A 20,953-nucleotide genomic window follows, 5' to 3' on the forward strand; every position below is an offset into this window, starting at 1 on the left:
ATTCGTCTATGAAAGGCAGCAGCAGGTTGGTAGCCTTCCTGGGTATTATCATTATTATGGCCGGCGTTTTCGCTTGGACATCCCCAGGGCTGGTCAAGGACATCAGATTGGGATTGGACTTGAAAGGCGGATTCGAGGTTTTGTACGAGGCATCACCGCTTGAAGGCGGTGTAGAGGTTACGCCGGAGTCGTTGAAGCAGACGGCTAAGAGCCTCCAAGATCGGATTGACTCGGCAGGTATTGCTGAGCCGGAGATTACGACTGAAGGCAGCAACCGGATTCGCGTTAAGCTGGCGGGTGTCATGAATGAAGATGAAGTTCGCGACATGCTCAAGAAACCAGTTAACCTGACGTTCCGCAATCCGCAAGGCGAGACAGTGCTTACAGGTGCTGACTTTGTTCAGAACGGTGCTGATGTCGTAAGGGACGATCTGGGTAATCCGATTATTACGATTAAGCTCAAAGACGCTAAGAAGTTTGAAGAAGTAACAACAGCGTTGATTGGCCAGAAAATGTCGATCTACCTCGATGATACGATGCTGTCTGATCCAATGGTCAATTACGCTATCAGCGGTGGCAGCGCACAAATCAGCGGTAACTATACAACGGAAGAAGCGAAGAAGCTGAAGGATACGATTAACCTTGGTGCCCTTCCGCTCCAATTGACGGAGAAGTATACGCAGAGCGTAGGCGCTAAGCTCGGTGAGCAGTCGCTCCATCAGACGGTTGAAGCTGGTCTTATCGGCTCGGGAATCGTTCTTGTGTTCCTAGTCATCTTGTTCCGTGTACCTGGCGTTGTTGCGGGTATTACGGTCGTTTCGTACGTCTGGCTGCTGCTTGTCGTGTTCAAGCTGATGAACGCAACGCTAACCTTGCCAGGTATTGCGGCATTCGTGCTTGGTGTCGGTATGGCGGTTGACGCGAACATTATTATGTACGAACGGATCAAGGAAGAAATCCGCAGTGGCAAAAGCTTGCTGTCCTCGCTCAAAGCAGGCTCGAAAAACTCGCTGCGTACGATCATGGACGCGAACATTACGAACATCATTGCAAGTGTTGTGCTGTATGTTATCGGCAACGGCGCCATTCGCGGCTTCGCGCTCACGATGATCTTCAGTATTTTGGTAAGTATCATTACGAACATCTTCTTTTCTCGGTTCCTCATTCACTTGCTCATTCGCAGCAATGTGTTCAAGAAACCAAGCTACTATGGCGTGAAGGAGGACGAAATCCGTGCACTATAACGAGAAGTTTCATACTAATATTCGTTTTGACTTCATCAAGCATCAGAAGAAGTTTTTCGGTGCGTCGATCGCACTCGTTATTATCGGGATTCTGTCTCTGATCTTCTTCCACATGAACTTCGGCGTCGACTTCAAAGCCGGCACGAATATGGATATTGAGCTCGGTAAGACAGTAACGCAGGACGAGGCAAAGGCCGAGATGGCCGAGCTGGGTTATAAAGATGTTGAGACGACGGTAGGCGGCTCGAACAACTCGCGTCTATCGGTTCGTTTCGACGACGTACTGGAGCAAGCGAAGGTTACTGCTATCCTGACAGGTCTGAAAGCTAAATACGGTGACCAAGTGGCGGCAGAGACGAACGTTGTATCCCCCGATATGGCGCGCGAGCTAGGTAAGAAAACGATTTATGCGATTATTATCTCGAGTATCGCGATTATGCTCTACGTGATGATCCGCTTCGAATGGCGGTTTGCGCTTGCAGCGAATATCGCGATTTTGTATGACGCATTTGTCGTTATTGCGTTGTTCTCGATATTCCAGTTGGAAGTTAACCTTCCGTTTATCGCAGCAGTTCTAACAACGATTGGTTATTCGATCAACGATAAAATCGTTATCTTTGACCGTATCCGTGAAAATCTGCGGTTCAGCAAACAGAAAAATAAAGAGCAGCTCGCTGAGCTTGTTAACGCGAGTCTGTGGCAGACGATGGCGCGTAACGTCTATACGGTACTTACCGTATTGATCGTGGCTGCCTGCCTGTACCTGTTCGGCAGCGAATCGATCAAGCTGTTCGCACTTGCGAAGCTGATCGGTCTGGCGAGTGGTGCTTACTCTTCCGTCTGCATCGCGAGCCCACTGTGGCTGATGCTGCGCGGTAAAGGGCAGAAACAAGGCAAAACAGTCAAAACGCCTGCTGCATCGTAAGAGGGGATTTACATGAGCGCTAATCAATTATCGGACAAGCGATTCTCTGCGATGCGCGCAGGGATATGGGGTAATGGAGCATTGGCGCTTGGCAAGGCGGCTGCAGCGCTTTTATCAGGAAGCACGGCATTAATGGCAGATTCGATTCGGTCAATCGCCAATGGCGCTGAATCGCTCGCATACAGCTTCCACATCGATGGGCGCAGCACGACCCGAATGAAAAATTCAGAGAGCAGCGGAGCTTCCGCGATTATTATCGTGTCTGCGATAACGCTGCTCCTTGGTGTCGAGATTGGACTTGAAGCATTTCGCAGTTGGTCGTCAGAATCATCCGCAGTACCGGACTGGACCGCCGCTGTGTTTGCTTTAATTGCGCTCGTCTTGAAGGAATGGCTGGTGCCTGCTGTCGGTAAGCAGCTTCTTGATCGCCTGGCATCGCTTGTAACCGTCGCAGGTGCAGGCTGTGCTGCAATAGGGGATTACGCTAACTTGCCTGCGCTTGAAGCAGCTGATCCTATAGCTGCCATGTTCGTTGCTCTTATTGTTGTTTACAAGGGATATGGCTGTCTGCTTCAGCTCACGTCGAATCGTCGAAGCATGCCGCTCGGCCATGAGGAACAGGTTGCTTCTATTATGGAAATTGTTCAGCGTGTCGAAGGCGTTGTTACGGTAGAGTCACTGCGTGCACGGGAGCATGGGCATTATATTGTTGTTCATATTGTCATCAGTGTCAATCCTCGCATCTCTGTGCTCGAAGGGCAAGAGATCGCGAAGCGGATTAAAGAGCTTATTATGAAAAGGTTCATTCATGTGACAGAGACGTCCGTCTATGTTGAACCCTATGATCCTGGTTATCCGTACAAATCAAACCACGATCCAAATCAAGACCATATGCCGACGCTGCTGCAATAGCAGCGTCTTTGCATGTGGATGAAGATTTGTAAGGGTTGGGGTTCAGGGGACGGGAGTCCCATGGGGTCCTCCCTAGCAGGGAGGATTATAAGAGCGACACTCCTCAGGGGGCTGCTACCGCTCTAACGGACCGAGAGGACTTTATTTTGCACCAAATTAAATAATTCAGATTCTAACGGACTCATACGTGCTTATAGGATGAATTTGCTCGAATGAAGCTCATACTCCAAGCAAATAGCGCTAATGAAGTCCGTTACAGCTCTAAACGGGCAATTCAATGGTAATTAGCATCTCTGTGGTCCGTTAGAGCAACCTAGTGAGTAACAAATGAGCAGCTCGAACAAAAGCTGTGCCCGACAGGGCACGCGACTCACAGCGCGGTAGAACTCTTAAAGATTAAGAAATTGCAATTATTATGGTGGTTTAAACATATCGGGGTCAAAAGGGGCGGAGAGCCCCTATTCTACGTAAGGGAGGCGAGCACCGATGATTCCATCGAAAACACGGTGGTCGGAGCCGGAATGGACGGAAGACCGCGATCAGGCGGCGAGCAGCCTATCGAAGCTGCTCGGCATTCCTACGATCGTTGCTCGTTTGCTGGTTGGACGAGGCATCGAGACAGCGGATGAAGCGGAAGCTTTTCTTCAAGGCGGCAAAGAGCTGCTCCACGATCCCTATGAGCTGCACGGTATGACAGCAGCCGTGGAGCGAATTCGTCATGCAATTGCAAGCGGAGAACGTATCCGTATTTACGGTGACTACGATGCAGACGGGGTTTCCAGCACGTCGCTTATGATACATTTGCTCCATCGACTAAATGCCAACTTTGATTACTATATTCCACACCGGACACGTGAAGGCTACGGAATGAACCATGCGGCTGTAGATCTTGCAGTTGAAGCAGGGGTAAAGCTGTTCATCACAGTCGATACTGGAATTAGTGCTGTCGATGAGGTCGCTTATGCGAATAGTTTAGGCATCGATGTAGTTGTCACCGATCATCATGAACCGCCAGCTATACTGCCGGAAGCGTATGCGATCGTCAACCCGAAACAAGAAGCTTGCACGTATCCCTACTCGTCTCTTGCGGGTGTTGGTGTTGCATTCAAGCTTGCAACGGCGCTGCTTGGCGAACCGCCGCTTGATTTGACGGATATCGTAGCGCTCGGCACGATCGCAGACGTGATGCCGCTCACGGGAGAGAATCGTGTACTCGTCAAGTTCGGACTGCAGACGATGGCGAAGAACATGCGCCCAGGTTTTCGCTCGCTAGCAGAGATCGCTGGCGTCGATATTCAGAAAGTGACATCGACGAATGTAGCGTTTGCCATGGCGCCGCGCATTAATGCAAGCGGGCGGATCGATCATGCGAACGGTGCAGTTGAGCTGCTGACAACACCGGATCAAGAATCAGCTGATGCCATGGCGGCAAGGCTGGATACGCTTAATCGAGAACGTCAAGGTATCGTAGAAGTTATTGTCGAGCAAGCGAAGCAGCAGTGGGCGGATAAGTGCCAAGCGGCGGCAGAGGCTGGGGCACCGGAACCGTCTGTCATTGTTGTGGCAGGTGAAGGCTGGAATGCCGGCGTTATCGGTATTGTCGCCTCCAAGCTGCTTGATCGACATTACAAGCCGACCGTTGTGCTTGGCATCGATGCTGAGACTGGGATGTGCAAAGGTTCTGCGCGTTCTATTGAAGGCTTCGACCTGCATGCTGCGTTGAACGAATGCGCGGAGCTGTTTGAACATTTTGGCGGCCATCAGGCTGCGGCGGGGATGAGTCTGCATCGCGATCGTCTCGAAGCATTTGAGGCGAGTCTTATTCAATCTGCCAATGCATGGCTTAAGCCGGAGGATTGGATTCCGCGGACGGCTGTAGATATTTGCTGTACAGCGTCGGATGTTACGCTGGAAACAATCGATCAGTTGGGTCTGTTGGAGCCCTTCGGTGCGGGAAATCCGGCTCCGCGGTTTCTGTTGACTGATCAACCCGTTACGGACAAGCGTACGATGGGCAAGGATCACCGCCATTTGAGGCTTACTGTCGGCAGCGGAATAAAGCTTGAAGCCGTTGGTTTCGGCTTCGGCGAGTTAGCGGAACGTATGGCGCATGGTTCATCCGTTGATCTGGTTGGCGAGCTTGCTGTGAATGAATGGAACGGCAATCGGAAGCCGCAGCTGTTCATACAAGATTTAAGAGTGGAGAAAATCCAGCTATTCGATTGGCGTGATGAACGAGAACCGTATGCGGCGCTTCGGCGCCTGCTGGAGACAGCAAGCCGAAGCGGCAGACGAACGATTATACTCACGAGTGAAGAAGCGGTTCGCGAGACGGCGGCAGCGTGTGCAAGAACCGATGCAATGGCGGAGCATTATTATATTGGGCATTATGAAGATTCATTATTGGATTCTCTGCCATTCGTAGAAGCTATTGTTTACGGCTTACCGCCATCTGCTGATGACCTGCAGTCGATTCTCGCCAAATTCGAACGATTACAGTCCGTTCATCTGCTTTATCCGAAGCGGGCCAATGAACGGAATGATAGAGCTGGGAAGCCGAGCTTCCCAGAGCGGAATGACTTCGGTATGGCTTATCAGCTGCTCAGGCGGCTTGGCAAGGCACAGGAGCAAGGGCTGGCTGAGCGGCTCTCTGGACAAATTGGCTGGCCGCCTTCCGTGGCGGCGATGATGCTGGATGTGTTCGAGGAGCTGGCCTTTATTCAACGCAGCTCTGGCGTAGTAACAGTCGCGGAGACGCCGGTTAAGGCGGAGCTGTCTACCTCGCAAGCGTATATCAAAGCGCAGCGCCGGGTAGAGACAAATGGCATTTTATTCGCATCGACCGAGCAATTATTTCATTTTATAACGAGAGGAAGTTAAGCTTCATGAATTTCAAGGACTATATTCGCGTTATCCACGATTACCCGCAGCCGGGTATCCGTTTCAAAGATATTACGACCCTTCTTCAGGACGGGCCTGCTTATCGCGCAGCAATTGAAGCAATGAGGGCTGCTGTAGAACATTTGGAGATCGACGTAATTGCCGGTCCTGAAGCGCGCGGGTTCGTCATTGGCGCTCCGCTTGCAATTGCGCTTGGCGTAGGCTTCGTTCCTGTCCGCAAACCAGGCAAGCTGCCGTTCGATACAGTGCAAGCAAGCTACGATCTCGAGTATGGAAAGGACAGCTTGGCGATTCATACCGATGCCATCAAGCCAGGTCAGCGAGTTCTTATTGCCGATGATCTGCTCGCTACAGGCGGCACGATCGCTACGACGATCAACCTGATTCGTCAGCTCGGCGGCGAAGTCGTTGGTGCGTCGTTCCTCATTGAGCTCAGTTATTTGCCAGGACGCGAGAAGCTTGGAAGCGGAATCGAGATTAACTCGCTTATTACGTACTAGAATCAACGATTACGAAGCCTCAATTTCGATTGATATACAGACACATGACACGTCCTTCAAAGGGCGTGTTTGTTTTACACCTAACAATTTCTAAGCTTCGAAGTCTAGAAAACAGACACCAATGACCTAATTTGTCGTATAAACGATTATGAATTGCGGTACAGACGTTATGGTGTGGGTCCCAGCTAACAGCAGGCAAGAGTTGACGCCGTGTTGGTTTAACAGGCATAATAGCTTTAATCCATTATGAATGAATCGTGTACGACCGATAGTTTGATTAGGGCAAACGAGGTATGTCGACTCGTTTCGGAAAGGGACGTTGCATGGGCATAGAGCAGTTACTTGAAAAGGCATCGACCTACATGAAGGAACAGGATCTGCTGCATGTGCGCGAGGCTTATGCTTTTGCGGAGCAGGCCCATTACGGTCAAGTCCGTAAGTCGGGTGAGCCATATATTTTGCACCCGGTTGCAGTAGCAGAAATCCTTGTCGACATGCAGATGGACGTTATGTCGATTATTGCGGCATTGCTGCATGATGTTGTCGAAGATACGACCGTCGAATTAAGTGCTGTTCGCGCGAGGTTCGGCGAAACATGTGCGATGCTGGTCGATGGCCTTACTAAGCTAGAGAAAATTCAATTCCGGTCGAAGGAAGAGCAGCAGAACGAGAACTATCGCAAAATGTTTGTCGCTATGGCACAGGACATTCGCGTTATTCTAATCAAGCTCGCCGACCGGCTCCACAATATGCGTACACTGAAATTTCAGTCGGAAGAGGCGCAGCGCCGCATCGCGTATGAGACGCTCGAAATCTTTTGCCCGATTGCGCATCGGCTCGGTATTAGTGCGATCAAGTGGGAGATGGAGGATATCGCTCTCCGTTACTTGAATCCGCAGCAGTATTATCGTATCGCCAACTTGATGAAGAAGAAGCGGACCGAACGGGAACGGTACATCGCGGACGTAATTGCAAGAATATTTGAAAAGATGGAGGAAATGGGCATTGATGGCGACATTTCCGGCCGTCCGAAGCATATTTACAGCATCTATAAGAAAATGACGATCAAGAACAAGCAGTTCAACGAAATTTATGATCTGCTTGCGATTCGCATTATTGTCGACAATATTAAAGACTGCTACGCAACGCTTGGCATTATTCATACGTTGTGGAGACCGATGCCTGGCCGCTTCAAGGACTACATCGCGATGCCAAAGGCGAATATGTACCAGTCGCTCCATACGACGGTGATCGGGCCGAACGGGGAACCCACTGAGGTACAAATCCGGACATGGGACATGCACCGGACGAGCGAATACGGTGTGGCTGCGCACTGGGCATACAAGGAAGGCAGCCCGAATATCGTAGCTGGCGGTAATTTTGAAGATAAAATGTCATGGGTTCGTGAAATTATTGAGCTTCAGCAGGACGCGAAGGATGCATCGGAATTTGTCGAATCGCTGAAGATGGACTTTTTCTCGGATCTTGTATTTGTGTTTTCGCCAAAAGGTGAAGTGTTCGAGCTGCCTGCAGGTTCTGTACCACTCGATTTCGCTTACCGCGTTCACACGGAGGTCGGTAACCGTACGATCGGGGCGAAGGTGAATGGCCGGATCGTTCCGCTTGACCACAAGCTGAAAACCGGCGACATCGTCGAAATCCTTACCTCGAAGCACTCGTATGGACCATCCCAGGATTGGGTGAAGATCGCGCAGTCGTCGCACGCGCGCAGCAAGATCAAGCAGTGGTTCAAGAAAGAGAAGCGCGACGAGAATGTGGCCAAGGGCCGCGAGCTTCTTGAGCGTGAGATCAAACGTCTTGGACTGGAAGCTTCGGTATGGCTGACGGAAGATAAGCTGCAGGAAGTAGCGACCAAGTTTACGTTCAACGACGTTGAAGATATGTTGTCTGCAATTGGCTTCAACGGCATTACAGCGGCGCAGGTATGCTCTAAGCTGACGGAGAAGCTTCGCAAAGAGGCGGAGGAAGCGAGCCTAATCGAGCTGTCCAACGAGCCGCATGAGATGAAGTCGCCAGGCGCTAAGCGCAATCGACCGAATTACGGCGTTACCGTTAAGGGTATCGATAACCTGCTCGTACGTTTTGCTCGCTGCTGTAATCCGGTTCCGGGTGATGAGATCATTGGCTACATTACACGTGGACGCGGCGTTTCGGTGCACCGTTTGGATTGCACGAACATACCGGCTGCTGGTGAGGGCGAGGAAGCAGATCGCGTGATCGAAGTGGAATGGGAAGAGTCGGTCGAGGCGAATTACAGCGTCGATATCGAGATTACCGGCCATGATCGCAGAGGCGTTCTGAATGAAGTGCTGCAGGCCGTATCCGAGAGCAAGACGAATATTTCTGCTGTTACGAGCCGTGCGGTGAAGAACAAGATGGCGATGATCCATATGACCATCCTCATTCGCAACGTTCAGCATCTGGAATCGGTCGTGGAGAAAATCAAGCGCGTCAAAGATATTTATTCCGTTCAGCGGATTATGCAATAGCACATTTCGCGACTGCCTGCCCAATTGGGCAGGCGGTTTTACATTTTGGAGGCAGATTGAGATGAGAGTTGTATTGCAACGCAGTAAGAAGGCATCTGTAGAAGTGGAAGGCGTAACTGTAGGCGCGATCGACCGCGGTCTCGTCCTGCTCGTTGGCGTCACACATGACGATACGGAGAAGGATGCGAAGTGGCTGGCTGACAAAATCGCCGGCTTGCGTATTTTTGAAGATGATGCAGGTAAAATGAACTTGTCCATTCAAGACGTAGGCGGCTCCATCTTATCGATTTCGCAGTTTACGCTGTACGGCGATTGCCGTAATGGCAAGCGCCCGAACTTCATGGCCGCAGCACGTCCAGAGCCTGCCGAGGCGTTGTACAATCGATTTAATGAGCTGCTGCGCGATACAGGGCTTCAGGTTGAAACGGGTCGATTTGGCGCGATGATGGACGTGTCTCTGGTCAATTGGGGACCGGTTACGCTTATTTTGGACAGCCCAAGCAGCTAATAGCTGCTGCGAGCGCTCTAATGACGGTTACTTTGCCCGAATTCGGAAACAATACGGGATAGCGAATTGCCGTGGGCACGGCAGACGACTGACCGTAAAGGAGCTGTATCCGAATGCATCAATCGCGCAAAGAGCAAAGTGTGCAGCGTGCTAATAACCGCCTGCTGTCCACCGATCGTAAGGAAGCGATGCTGTTGGACGAATGGGAGGACGACATGGAAGCGGCTGCGGAGTGGGCACATGGCACGATGCCGGCGAGAAGGCATAACCAGGAGCAAACGTAAACGCTTTATATTTTGTAATCTGTTTGTAATGCGATTAACATCTTTCCTTAACATGGTCGGTCTATACTAGAACTCGACCCCCTTTTTTAAAATATACTTTTGATAACCTGTGGCGTATGCCGCAGGTTTTTTTCTGTCTTTTTCAAGAGGGTTTACACGTCTGCGCCTGATTTGATCGATGATGCAATTGAATTCTAATTGGCGGCTTGACTTCGGATTAGCTGGCGAGTAATATTTAAAGGAATAAGTAATGATTCGATGATGGGACCAAGTACCCGCGTACACGTACACAGAGAGAGACGCCAAGGCTGCAAGCGTCTTTATGATGGCGAGGCGAATGACTTCCCTGAGAACGAACGGTGAACACATGCATGACTTGCATCCTGCAAGCAGGTTAGCCTATGCAGATGTCATTAGCCGTTTCGCGTATGACGGGCGTTAACCGTTTGAGCGATTCTTGGATCGGGGGCAGGCCTTACGCCGTCTATCGTGATAAGACTCGGAATGTGGGTGGCACCACGGGAGAACAATGACAATCTCTCGTCCCTGATTGACCGATTAATTCGGCAGTCAGGGGCGGGAGTTTTTTTGTTTCACAGCATCCTACCGGGCTGACCGAGTTTGAAACCATGAAGAACGCAAATTGCTAAGCGTATGCTTACGAAGCAAGCAATTTGCCACAAACAGCAGTATCGAAGAAGATAGCAAATTGCTAAGCGTATGCTTACGAAGCAGCAATTTGCCACAAGCAGCAAAACCGAAGAAGATAGCAAATTGCTTTTAGGAGGATTCACATGGCATTCCAGAAACCGCCGGGAACGCAGGACTTTCTGCCGGGCGCTGTTGAGCGTTGGCAGTTCGTTGAGAGCAAGGCGCGCGAGATTTGCCGCCGGTTCAACTTCCGTGAAATTCGGACGCCGATCTTTGAATCGACCGAGCTGTTCCAACGCGGCGTAGGCGAGACGACGGACATCGTCGAGAAAGAAATGTACACGTTCACCGACCGTGGCGATCGCAGCCTGACGCTGCGCCCGGAAGGAACGGCAGGCGCGGTTCGCGCGTACGTCGAGAACAAGCTGTATGGCGAGCCGGATCTGACGAAACTGTATTACATCGGTCCGATGTTCCGCTACGAGCGTGCACAGGCCGGCCGTTACCGTCAATTCCATCAATTTGGTATCGAAGCGCTTGGCGCTGTTGATCCGGCGCTAGATGCGGAAGTTATCGCACTCGGCTATACGTTCTATACAGAAGTTGGTCTTAAAGGCGTTCGCGTCGAAATCAACTCCGTCGGTACGCCAGCCGTACGCGCCGCATTCCGTGAGCGTCTGCTCAGCTTCTTGGAGCCGAAACGCAGCCTGCTGTGCAAGGACTGCCAGTCGCGGATGGACCGTAATCCGCTCCGTGTGCTCGACTGCAAAGTCGATCAGGCGCACTTCGAGGGCGCACCTTCGATCGTCGACAGCCTCGACGACGAGTGCCGCACGCATTTTGATAAAGTCCAAATGTACCTCAGCGACATGAACATTCCGTTCTCTGTCAACCCGCGTCTCGTGCGCGGCCTGGATTATTACACGCACACGGCGTTCGAGTACAAGGCGGAAGGCATCGGCGCGATCGATACGATCGGCGGCGGCGGCCGTTACAATGGTCTCGTATCCGAAATCGGCGGTCCGGACCAGCCGGGCGTTGGTCTCGGTCTTGGTCTTGAGCGGACAGTGCTGCTGCTGGAGCACCAGCAGACGGAGCTTCCGGACTTGAACGCAATTGACGCGTACGTTATCGCCCTAGGCGATGCGGCGGAACGCGAAGTTTCGAAGCTTATCTACGGCATGCGCCAACACGGGCTGTCTGTGGAGCGGGACTATCAGGGCCGTAAGATGAAAGCTCAGATGAAATCGGCTGATCGTCTCAAAGCACGCTTTACAGCCATTCTCGGTGATGACGAGCTGCAGCGCGGCGAAATCGCACTGAAAGAGATGGCGACAGGCGAACAGCGCTTCGTGAAGCTGGATCAGCTGGCTGATGCAATCGCGAGCAGCAAATAGCACTAACTCATACTCAAACTATCCGAAGGAGCTTGATCTAACATGATGTTAAAAACTCATTCCTGCGGTACGCTGACGAAAGCAGATGTCGGCCAAACCGTAACACTGAACGGCTGGGTACAGCGTCGCCGCGACCTTGGCGGCGTATTGTTCATCGACCTGCGCGACCGTACGGGTATCGTGCAAACCGTATTCAACCCTGATTTCTCCGGTGCTGCACTTGAAACGGGAGACAAAGCGCGTAACGAATATGTTCTCGCAGTTCGTGGTAAAGTCGTTGAGCGCGATGCAGAAACGTACAATGCGAACCTCGCAACGGGCGAGATTGAAATTCGCGTAACAGAGATCGAAATTCTGAACGCGGCTAAGACGCCTCCATTCCCAATCGAAGACGGCGTTGAAGTAGACGAGTCGATTCGTCTGAAGCACCGTTACCTCGACCTGCGCCGTCCTGAGATGCAGCGTACGATGCTGCTTCGTTCGAAGGCGTCCAAAGTATTCCGTGACTTCCTCGACGGCGAAGGCTTCCTCGATGTAGAGACGCCAATTCTGACGAAGAGCACGCCGGAAGGCGCGCGCGACTATCTCGTACCAAGCCGTGTGCATGCAGAAGAATTCTTCGCGCTTCCGCAATCGCCGCAAATTTTCAAACAGCTGCTGATGGTCGGCGGCATCGAGCGTTATTACCAAATCGCACGCTGCTTCCGCGATGAAGACCTTCGTGCTGACCGTCAACCAGAGTTCACGCAAGTCGACATTGAGACGTCGTTCCTGTCGCAGGATCAGCTCCTCGGCATGATGGAGCAGCTGATGGCTCGCGTATTCCGCGAAACGATCGGCTATGAGATTCCACTTCCGTTCCAACGTATCACATATGCTGAAGCAATGGACAAATACGGCTCCGACAAGCCGGACCTGCGCTTTGACCTTGAGATCAAGAACATTACAGACATCGTTGCAAACAGCGAAGTGAAAGTGTTCGCATCGGTAGCAGCATCCGGCGGCGAAGTTAAAGCGCTGAACGCGAAGGGCTGCGCAAGCTGGAGCCGCAAAGAGCTCGACGACCTGCAGCCGTTCGCAGCACGCTACGGCGGTAAAGGTCTGGCATGGATTACGGTGAAGGATGGCGAGTGGAAAGGTCCAATCGTTAAATTCCTGAAGCCAGAAGAAATCGAAGCGTTGACGGAGCGTCTAGGCGTTGAAGATGGCGACCTGCTGACGTTCTCCGCTGACAAGCCGAAGGTTGTAGCTGACGTACTGGGCAACCTGCGTCTGAAGCTCGGCCGTGATCTGGGCCTCATCGACGAGTCGAAATTCAAGTTCCTGTGGGTGGTTGACTTCCCGCTGCTCGAATGGGACGAAGATGCGAAGCGTTATGTTGCAATGCACCACCCGTTCACGCGTCCGAACGAAGAAGACCTCGAGCTGCTCGCAACAGATCCAGGCAAAGTGCGCGCACAAGCGTACGATATCGTTCTCAACGGCTACGAAGTCGGCGGCGGCTCGATGCGTATCTACAAGCGTGATGTACAAGAGCTTATGTTCAAAACGCTTGGCTTCTCGATGGAGCAAGCGCATGAGCAGTTCGGATTCCTGCTCGACGCATTTGAATACGGCACGCCTCCACACGGCGGTATTGCATTCGGTCTTGACCGTCTGATCATGCTGCTGACAGGCCGTACGAACCTGCGTGAGACGATTGCGTTCCCTAAAACGGCAAGCGCAACGGACCTTATGGTTGATGCACCTTCGACAGTTGAGCTGTCGCAGCTTGAGCAGCTGCACATCCGCACGGTAGCGAAGCCAAGCGCGAAGCCTGCCGCTGCTGGTGCAGGTGCGCCGCAAGCGTAATGATTGGATGAGGCTGGCTTAGCTGCTGGCCCTACAACATGAGAATCGTCCGGCTTCTGGCGCTACATGCCGCCGATGCCGGACATTTTCTGTATTCAGGGATACATAATTTTCAATTCAAGAAAGGTGGATCTTCTCATGCTGCATCAATTTTCACGGACAGAGTTAGCAGTTGGTCCTGAAGGACTCGATAAGCTGCGCGGCAGCACCGTTGCGGTGCTTGGCATCGGCGGCGTAGGCTCGATCGCGGCAGAAGCATTGGCTCGTACAGGCGTCGGCCGACTCATTCTCATCGATAAAGACGTTGTCGACATTACGAACATTAACCGTCAGATTCACGCGCTGACAACGACCGTCGGACAGCCGAAGGCAGATCTGATGGCTGAGCGGATCAAGCTCATTAATCCAGAATGCGATGTGATTTCGCTTCGGATGTTTTATACAGAGGAAACGTATGAGCAGCTGTTCGAGTATCCGCTTGATTACGTGCTCGACGCTTCCGATACGATTTCGTACAAAATCCATCTGATCAAGCAGTGTCTTGAGCGGAAAATTCCGATCATCAGCAGCATGGGTGCCGCGAACAAAATGGACCCGACGAAATTCCAAGTTGTTGATATCAGCAAGACACATACCGATCCAATCGCGCGTGTAGTACGCACGAAGCTGCGCAAAGAAGGCATTAAGAAAGGCGTGAAGGTCGTATTCTCGTCCGAAGAGCCGATGAAGCCGCGTGAGGACGTCACGCAGCGTATCGTGCCTGAGAATGCGCCAGAAATCCGCAAGGCGCAGCAGCCGCCGGCGAGCAACGCTTTCGTTCCGCCTGTTGCGGGTCTAATCATGGTCAGCGTGATCGTGAAGGACCTGCTCGTGGACATTTTGTAGTAACCCAAGAAACCAGCCTGAGCATCGCAATGGGGCTGGTTTCTTTTTTGTTATAAAGTGAAGTAAGCATGCCGATGCACGTTGCCATGTCCGAACAAGTGTGCGGATGAGCGTCTCTTTATGCTACAATATTTATTATAGAGAGCAAGTTAAAGGAGCGACGGGGAAATGGATTTGTTCAGCTATGCGGACGAGCAGACGCCGCGCGCAAGACTGCTTGCGGACCGGATGCGTCCAGAAACGCTCGACGATTATATCGGACAGGAGCATATCGTCGGCCCGGGCAAGCTGATGCGACGGGCGATTGAAGGCGACCGAATCTCATCGATTCTGCTATACGGACCACCGGGATGCGGCAAGACGACGCTTGCGCATATTATTTCGAAACGGACCGAGGCGGACTTTGTGAAGCTGAATGCCGTTGACGCTTCCGTGAAGGACGTTCGGGACGTCATCGATAAAGCGAAGACAGCTAAGATGATGTACGGGCGCAAGACGATCCTGTTTCTCGACGAGGTGCACCGGTTTAATTCTTCCAGACAGGATGCGCTTCTGCCTGCTGTTGAGCAGGGCATTATTATATTTATTGGTGCGACGACGGAAAATCCCTACCACTATGTGAACGGGGCCTTGCTGTCACGTTCGACGTTGTTCCAATTAGAGCCGCTGACGAAGGAGCATGCCCGAGAAGCGATGAGACGGGCGATTGCAGACGCGCAGCGGGGGCTGGGATTCATGAAGCTGGCAATTGATGATGACGCGCTTGAGCACATTGCTCAGACGGCAGGCGGCGATATTCGCAGGGCGCTTAATGCACTCGAGATTGCAGCTGTTACGACGCCATCCGAGCCTGATGGCTCGGTGCATGTTACGCTAGAGGTTGCACAGGAATCGGTACGCAAGCCGCTGGCGAAGGCGGATGAATCAACGCAGTATGATGTGTTGTCGGCTTTTCACAAGAGTGTGAGGGGCTCCAGTGACGCTGCGCTGTTCTGGTTCTTGTATGCGGTCGAGAAGCTGGGGATGGAGCCGATGGTGTTCATCCGCCGGCTGATCGTCGCATGCAGCGAAGATATTGGACTTGCGAATCCGCAGGCAATGGTGCAGGCGACGACAGCGCTTGAAGCGTATCGCAAAATCGGCTGGCCGGAGGCGAAGTACAATATCGCGCAGGCGATTCTGTTCGCGGTCGAGAGTCCGAAGTCGAATGCGACGACTGTCGCGATCGGCAAAGTGATGGAAACAATTGAGCACGTCGGTACGATGGAGGTGCCGCTCCATTTGCGCGATGCGCACTATAAGGGAGCTGTGAAGCTGGGCCATGTCGGCTATCAGTATCCGCATGACTTCCCTGGTCATTATGTGGTGCAGCAGTATTTGCCGGACGGACTGCGCGAGCGTGCATTCTACGAGGCGACCGAGCAGGGGATGGAGGACAAAATCCGCCAGAACCAATTGCGCCGGCGCAGCCGTTCCAAAGGGTAGATTATTATTCGTATATGCAAAAGCAAAAAGGCCAGTAGAAGTCAGCGTCACGCGACTCCTATTGGCCTTTTTCCTGTAATACCATTTTATTAAATCGTAATCTGAATCAACACTTTCTCATTCTCATATTGGAAGTGGATATGCCCTTCGTATTTGTCCACGGTGCGCTTAATGATCATAAGACCATTGCCACGAAGGACGGCCTCTGTTGATTTGGTCGTATAGTTGCGCTGGAACAAATATTTTTGGTCCTTCATCGAGATTAGGGCGGGGTTCTCCACTGCAAACATATAGTGGGAGCCAACTGTCTTACAGACGACACGGATACACCGCGGATGATCGCCTTTATACGCTTCAACCGCTTCAATTGCATTGTCCAGCAGATTGGAATAGATTTTCACAATATCCATGGAAGCCACACGGCTGAAATCATCGGAATCGATCTCAAACTGCAGTTCAATGTTTTTTATATGAGCCTGCTGCCATTTCGTTTGGAACAACACCATAAGGACCGGATTTTTGATGCGTGTCGATAAATCGAGCATTCGCGTATCGGAGGAGAACTGCTTCAAATACTCATTCGCACGATCGTACATCCTCATATCCATTAGCCCTCGCATCACCTGCAGATGGTTCATTAGATCATGCCGTCCAGCTTTGATGGACTGGAGAATTTTACTCATTTCTGAGATATACATCGTTTCTGACTCCGTCAGGTCGTGCTTAAGGCTAACGCGATACCAACTGTGAACCGTAAATACGACGCCAAGAAGCAGGACAACAAACAAAATATCAACGACGAGGATGAGCCGATTGCTGTTGACTACTTCATGTCCAATCTCTTTCAGATGGTTGACATCCACATCAATCGCAACGACGCCTAACATCTTGCCGGCAGCGCTGTAGAATGGAACGCCGACAGAAATGTACAGTCCATGGGTAGGATCGTTAATGACATTTGTATAATAGGAAAGACCATTTTTTGCTTGATTGACCTGTTTAGGAGGAACTGTGCAAGGTACGCCTATCATATGATCGTTCACATTAGGCGACATGGCGGCAACCATAACCTTCGCGACATCGGTTTCATCGAGCTCTAATGTGTAGACATACAGCGCGTTGATTCTGGTTCGGTATTCCTCCAAATAATGCTTGATCGAATCAAAGTCACGATCATACTGCCGAGAAGCCAGCACTTTCTCATAGGCGATCTTGTCCATGCCGCTAGCGATCGACTGGGCCATTGCAATATACTGCTGAGCAAGTGTTATTTGTGATGCTTTCTCTGTTGTATAGTTAGAGAGCATGATCTTTAAGAACGTAAGCAAACCGAGTATAAGCAGCGTGAGCACAATAAAGAAAGCGATTTTCTTTTTTGGGTTATAGCGATAAGACCTCATGAAACATCCTTTCTATATGAATTACGTTTATCGGAGAGTACGAATTTGTTGAGAGCATTCATCCTTTATATTAACAAGGAAATCGACTTTCAGGAATTCATTAATAGTAAAAATATCCAGTTTCAATGAAAAATTTTAATTTCAACCATTATGCGTGCTTTATTATAGGTTTGAATTGGCTTTAGTTAGGCAGTACGTTAGTTCGAACATTTATCGTCAGTGGACAAGCTTATGTTAATATTTTACATAAAAGTTGCACTTGACAAACTTTTTTGGTCGGCTACAATGAGGATAGGTACATTCCCAAAGGGTATGACATATCGTGATCATATACGTTCCTTTTTTTACCGAAAAAGTTGACCGAGTGCAAAACCGTTTGCCTAGTACAATTTTTATAAAGAGGTGAGTCGACATGGGGAAAGAAACTGGATTGGCGATGCATAATAATCAAGGATGGAAGAAGCAGCGTGAAGGTGTCAGCCTGCCTGAAGTGCATGCTTCACTCACAATACCGAAGACAGGATCATGGTTTCGAAAGTTTCTTGCGTTTGCAGGACCCGGCTACCTCGTCGCTGTCGGCTACATGGATCCCGGCAACTGGGCGACCGATATCGCCGGCGGATCAATGTTTGGCTATTCGCTGTTATTCGTCATCCTGCTATCCAACATTATGGCGATGCTGCTGCAAAGTCTGGCGGGTAAGCTTGGCATTGTAACAGGCCGCGACTTGGCACAGGCGTGCCGAGATCATTACAGTAAGCCGGTTGCAATGGGACTTTGGGTGCTGTGCGAGCTTGCGATTGCAGCCTGTGATCTAGCAGAGGTGCTCGGAACGGCAATTGCGTTGAACTTATTGTTCGGGATCCCGATTATATATGGCGTCATCATAACCGTTCTTGATGTATTCATCGTGCTGCTGCTGCAAAATAAAGGGTTCCGCTACATTGAAGCGTTAGTTATCACGTTAATCGGTACGATTGGTGTCTGCTTCTTAATCGAAATCATTTGGGCGAAGCCGGACGCAGGCGGCGTGCTTGCTGGATTCGCACCGAATATGGAATTGCTTCGCAATCCCGAAATGCTCTATATTGGCATTGGTATTCTTGGTGCAACGGTCATGCCGCATAACTTGTATTTGCATTCTTCGATCGTACAGACACGTCAGATTGAACAGACGACGAAGGGCAAACGACAAGCCATTCGTTTCGCTACAGCTGATTCGACCATCGCTCTGACGCTGGCTTTGTTTATCAATGCGGCGATTCTGATCATCGCGGCTGCGACGTTCCATACGACAGGCAACACAGCGATTGCTGAGATTGGCGATGCCTATCATATGCTTGCACCGCTGCTTGGCACGACTGCAGCGAGCGTCCTGTTTGGTGTCGCACTGCTCGCGGCCGGTCAGAACGCTACGTTGACAGGTACGCTGGCTGGTCAGATCGTAATGGAAGGCTTCCTTAACATCCGGCTTCCGGCATGGCTCCGCAGGCTGATCACTCGTCTGATCGCAGTTGTTCCAGCGATTGTCGTTCTTGCAATCGTAGGTGATTCTGGTACGGCAGACCTGCTTATTCTTAGCCAGGTAATCTTGTCGCTCCAGCTATCGTTCGCAGTCATCCCGCTCGTCAAGTTTACGAGTGATAAGCAGAAGATGGGCGAGTTCGCCAACAAGCTGTGGATGAAGCTGACGGCATGGACAGTAGCCGTTATCATCGCAGGATTAAATATTTATTTGCTGTACCAGACGTTTGCAGACTGGTTCAGCTGAACAACAAGAAGCCGTACGCTGGCCCGAAGAGGGCGCAGTGTGCGGCTTCTCTAAGTTTTTGTAGAGTTGATGTAAAGTGCACTGTTCATCGCTGAGCGGCAGAATAGGCACGAATGACTGGCATAAGACAGGATCATTCCGGAATAGAGTGGAATACGGAGCGTTTAAAGCGGAAATTGGTCCAGCCATCATTTGACGCTGCCGTAATGAATCGAATAAGCTTATGGTATGCAATTGGTAATTTTTACGTGTATTCGTCTAAATGAAGGAGGTGCGCCTGCCATTGCATCGTCCGTTTCCTGCGAAGCGAGCGGCGTGCGGTAGGCAGGGACTGGTTGAGTAGCGACCCGTTACCGTTAGCGTTGAAGCTGGTACTAATTATGCTGTTGGTGTTTATGAACGGTTTTTTTGTCTCTGCAGAATTTGCAATGGTCAAGGTGAGAAGCAGCCGCATCGACTTGCTTGCGTCGATTGGGCATAAGCGGGCGAGGTTTGCCTCCCACTTGACGAACAATCTCGATGGTTTCCTGTCGGCCTGTCAGCTTGGCATTACACTTTCATCTCTTGGCCTTGGCTGGATCGGCGAGCCTGCCATTGCAAGTCTGTTAGAGAGGTGGTTCTCGCAGTTCGGATTACGAAGCGAGGTGCTGACGCATACGATCGCTTTTGCTATCGCTTTTACATTCATTACCGTTCTTCATATTGTGCTCGGAGAGCTGGCCCCGAAGACGATTGCGATACGCAAATCCGAAAGTGTTACACTGTTGACTGCCGCCCCGCTCGTATTATTCCACCGCATCATGTACCCCTTCATATGGGTGCTTAACGGCATGGCGAATCGTCTGCTGAAGCTGGTTGGCGTTGCGCCCGCGTCTGAGCAGGAATCGGCGCATACCGAAGAGGAAATCCGCATTCTCGTGAAAGAGAGCCATAAGAATGGGCTTATCGATAATACCGAATTAACGCTGGTGGACAATATTTTCGAATTTGCCGAGACGAATGCGCGTGAAATTATGATTCCACGCACCGAGATGATTTGTCTGTATGCCGATATGTCGTTCGAGGATAACAAGGCAATCGCGCTGAAGGAGATGCATACCCGCTATCCGGTGTGCGACGGCGATAAGGACAATATTATCGGCTTCGTCCATATCAAAGATATATTGAAGGTTTCTTCGCAAAATATGAAAGACATTCGTCTCATTATCCGTCCGATGACGACCGTTCCTGAATCCATGCAAATCAGTACGCTGCTTAAGCTGATGCAGAAGCGGCGGACGCAAATCGCGATTCTCATTGATGAATATGGCGGCACGTCTGGCCTCGTTACACTGGAGGACATCATGGAGGAGATCGTCGGCGAAATTCAAGATGAATTCGACGAAGAGCGACCCGAGGTAGAGAAGCGGGACGAACATACTCACTCCATAAGCGGCATGATGCTCATTGAGGAAGTAAACAGCTACTTCGATCTCGATATTGAGACCGATGATTACGATACAATCGGCGGTTGGTTATATTCGCAAATCGAAATTCCACCCAAGCCAAACCAACGCGTCCAAGCCGACAACGACTATGAATTCATCGTAGAAGAGACCGACCATCTGCGAATCTCCCGCATCACAGTCCGCAAGCGCCAGCAGGGAGAAGAGGTCGACGAGAAACGCGAGGCAGAGCACGGCTAAGCCCTTATCATCTAATAATAAACAACAAGCCGTCAGCGGCAGGA

General features: G+C 51.0%; 15 protein-coding genes. 14 read left to right on the top strand and 1 reads right to left on the bottom strand.

Annotated features, from left to right (window positions below; all coding sequences use genetic code 11):
- Nucleotides 1-8 precede the first annotated feature (8 nt).
- The 12 genes from secD (at nt 9) to DFQ01_RS28040 (ending at nt 16,053) form a co-directional block, all read left to right on the top strand.
- Nucleotides 9-1,244 carry a protein translocase subunit SecD gene (gene secD, locus DFQ01_RS27985; RefSeq protein ID WP_110047230.1) on the top strand — a complete coding sequence of 412 codons (1,236 nt, stop codon included), beginning with the start codon at nt 9-11 and terminating at the stop codon, nt 1,242-1,244.
- Complete coding sequence (gene secF, locus DFQ01_RS27990) at nt 1,234-2,169, top strand: protein translocase subunit SecF (RefSeq protein ID WP_110047231.1); 936 nt, start codon at nt 1,234-1,236, stop codon at nt 2,167-2,169. The genes secD and secF overlap by 11 nt, the downstream gene beginning before the upstream one ends.
- 12 nt (nt 2,170-2,181) lie before the next feature.
- Nucleotides 2,182-3,081, top strand: coding sequence for a cation diffusion facilitator family transporter (locus tag DFQ01_RS27995; RefSeq protein ID WP_110047232.1), 900 nt, complete (start codon nt 2,182-2,184; stop codon nt 3,079-3,081).
- Nucleotides 3,082-3,567: 486 nt separating this feature from the next.
- The gene (gene recJ, locus DFQ01_RS28000) at nt 3,568-5,961 is read left to right on the top strand and encodes a single-stranded-DNA-specific exonuclease RecJ (protein ID WP_110047233.1); all 2,394 of its coding nucleotides are present in this window, start codon (nt 3,568-3,570) and stop codon (nt 5,959-5,961) included.
- A gap of 5 nt (nt 5,962-5,966) precedes the next feature.
- Nucleotides 5,967-6,482: an adenine phosphoribosyltransferase gene (locus DFQ01_RS28005; protein ID WP_110047234.1), complete on the top strand. Its 516-nt coding sequence runs from the start codon at nt 5,967-5,969 to the stop codon at nt 6,480-6,482.
- A gap of 323 nt (nt 6,483-6,805) precedes the next feature.
- Nucleotides 6,806-8,992: a RelA/SpoT family protein gene (locus DFQ01_RS28010; protein WP_110047235.1), complete on the top strand. Its 2,187-nt coding sequence runs from the start codon at nt 6,806-6,808 to the stop codon at nt 8,990-8,992.
- A gap of 61 nt (nt 8,993-9,053) precedes the next feature.
- On the top strand, nt 9,054-9,500 hold the full coding sequence (dtd, locus tag DFQ01_RS28015) for a D-aminoacyl-tRNA deacylase (RefSeq protein ID WP_110047236.1): 447 nt from the start codon (nt 9,054-9,056) through the stop codon (nt 9,498-9,500).
- A 113-nt stretch (nt 9,501-9,613) separates the two neighbouring features.
- The gene (locus DFQ01_RS31275; protein WP_174812762.1) at nt 9,614-9,784 is read left to right on the top strand and encodes a hypothetical protein; all 171 of its coding nucleotides are present in this window, start codon (nt 9,614-9,616) and stop codon (nt 9,782-9,784) included.
- A gap of 794 nt (nt 9,785-10,578) precedes the next feature.
- Nucleotides 10,579-11,832: a histidine--tRNA ligase gene (gene hisS / locus DFQ01_RS28025; RefSeq protein WP_110047238.1), complete on the top strand. Its 1,254-nt coding sequence runs from the start codon at nt 10,579-10,581 to the stop codon at nt 11,830-11,832.
- Nucleotides 11,833-11,874: 42 nt separating this feature from the next.
- Nucleotides 11,875-13,683: an aspartate--tRNA ligase gene (gene aspS / locus DFQ01_RS28030; RefSeq protein ID WP_110047239.1), complete on the top strand. Its 1,809-nt coding sequence runs from the start codon at nt 11,875-11,877 to the stop codon at nt 13,681-13,683.
- Nucleotides 13,684-13,821: 138 nt separating this feature from the next.
- Complete coding sequence (locus tag DFQ01_RS28035) at nt 13,822-14,568, top strand: tRNA threonylcarbamoyladenosine dehydratase (protein ID WP_110047240.1); 747 nt, start codon at nt 13,822-13,824, stop codon at nt 14,566-14,568.
- 168 nt (nt 14,569-14,736) lie between these two features.
- Complete coding sequence (locus DFQ01_RS28040; RefSeq protein ID WP_110047241.1) at nt 14,737-16,053, top strand: replication-associated recombination protein A; 1,317 nt, start codon at nt 14,737-14,739, stop codon at nt 16,051-16,053.
- Between the two features lie 89 nt (nt 16,054-16,142).
- On the opposite strand, the gene DFQ01_RS28045 is transcribed toward DFQ01_RS28040, so the two are convergent.
- Nucleotides 16,143-17,453 carry a GHKL domain-containing protein gene (locus DFQ01_RS28045; protein WP_110047242.1) on the bottom strand — a complete coding sequence of 437 codons (1,311 nt, stop codon included), beginning with the start codon at nt 17,451-17,453 and terminating at the stop codon, nt 16,143-16,145.
- Between the two features lie 412 nt (nt 17,454-17,865).
- Between DFQ01_RS28045 and DFQ01_RS28050 the strand changes: the two genes are divergently transcribed.
- A complete protein-coding gene (locus tag DFQ01_RS28050; RefSeq protein ID WP_110047243.1) occupies nt 17,866-19,224 on the top strand; it encodes an Nramp family divalent metal transporter in 1,359 nt (452 codons plus the stop codon).
- 380 nt (nt 19,225-19,604) lie between these two features.
- Complete coding sequence (locus tag DFQ01_RS28055) at nt 19,605-20,909, top strand: hemolysin family protein (protein ID WP_110047244.1); 1,305 nt, start codon at nt 19,605-19,607, stop codon at nt 20,907-20,909.
- The last annotated feature ends 44 nt before the right edge of the window (nt 20,910-20,953 follow it).

It is taken from the genome of Paenibacillus cellulosilyticus (assembly GCF_003182255.1).
Lineage (GTDB): Bacteria > Bacillota > Bacilli > Paenibacillales > Paenibacillaceae > Paenibacillus_T > Paenibacillus_T cellulosilyticus.

Excerpts from the sequence above, each read along its gene's own strand:
- secD (WP_110047230.1), top strand. The coding sequence starts at position 9 with ATGAAAGGCAGCAGCAGGTTGGTAGCCTTCCTGGGTATTATCATTATT.
- DFQ01_RS28055 (WP_110047244.1), top strand. The coding sequence starts at position 19,605 with ATGCTGTTGGTGTTTATGAACGGTTTTTTTGTCTCTGCAGAATTTGCA.
- hisS (WP_110047238.1), top strand. The coding sequence starts at position 10,579 with ATGGCATTCCAGAAACCGCCGGGAACGCAGGACTTTCTGCCGGGCGCT.
- DFQ01_RS28050 (WP_110047243.1), top strand. The coding sequence starts at position 17,866 with ATGGGGAAAGAAACTGGATTGGCGATGCATAATAATCAAGGATGGAAG.
- aspS (WP_110047239.1), top strand. The coding sequence starts at position 11,875 with ATGATGTTAAAAACTCATTCCTGCGGTACGCTGACGAAAGCAGATGTC.
- DFQ01_RS28040 (WP_110047241.1), top strand. The coding sequence starts at position 14,737 with ATGGATTTGTTCAGCTATGCGGACGAGCAGACGCCGCGCGCAAGACTG.
- DFQ01_RS31275 (WP_174812762.1), top strand. The coding sequence starts at position 9,614 with ATGCATCAATCGCGCAAAGAGCAAAGTGTGCAGCGTGCTAATAACCGC.
- DFQ01_RS28035 (WP_110047240.1), top strand. The coding sequence starts at position 13,822 with ATGCTGCATCAATTTTCACGGACAGAGTTAGCAGTTGGTCCTGAAGGA.
- DFQ01_RS28045 (WP_110047242.1), bottom strand. The coding sequence starts at position 17,453 with ATGAGGTCTTATCGCTATAACCCAAAAAAGAAAATCGCTTTCTTTATT.
- DFQ01_RS28005 (WP_110047234.1), top strand. The coding sequence starts at position 5,967 with ATGAATTTCAAGGACTATATTCGCGTTATCCACGATTACCCGCAGCCG.
- DFQ01_RS27995 (WP_110047232.1), top strand. The coding sequence starts at position 2,182 with ATGAGCGCTAATCAATTATCGGACAAGCGATTCTCTGCGATGCGCGCA.
- recJ (WP_110047233.1), top strand. The coding sequence starts at position 3,568 with ATGATTCCATCGAAAACACGGTGGTCGGAGCCGGAATGGACGGAAGAC.
- DFQ01_RS28010 (WP_110047235.1), top strand. The coding sequence starts at position 6,806 with ATGGGCATAGAGCAGTTACTTGAAAAGGCATCGACCTACATGAAGGAA.
- dtd (WP_110047236.1), top strand. The coding sequence starts at position 9,054 with ATGAGAGTTGTATTGCAACGCAGTAAGAAGGCATCTGTAGAAGTGGAA.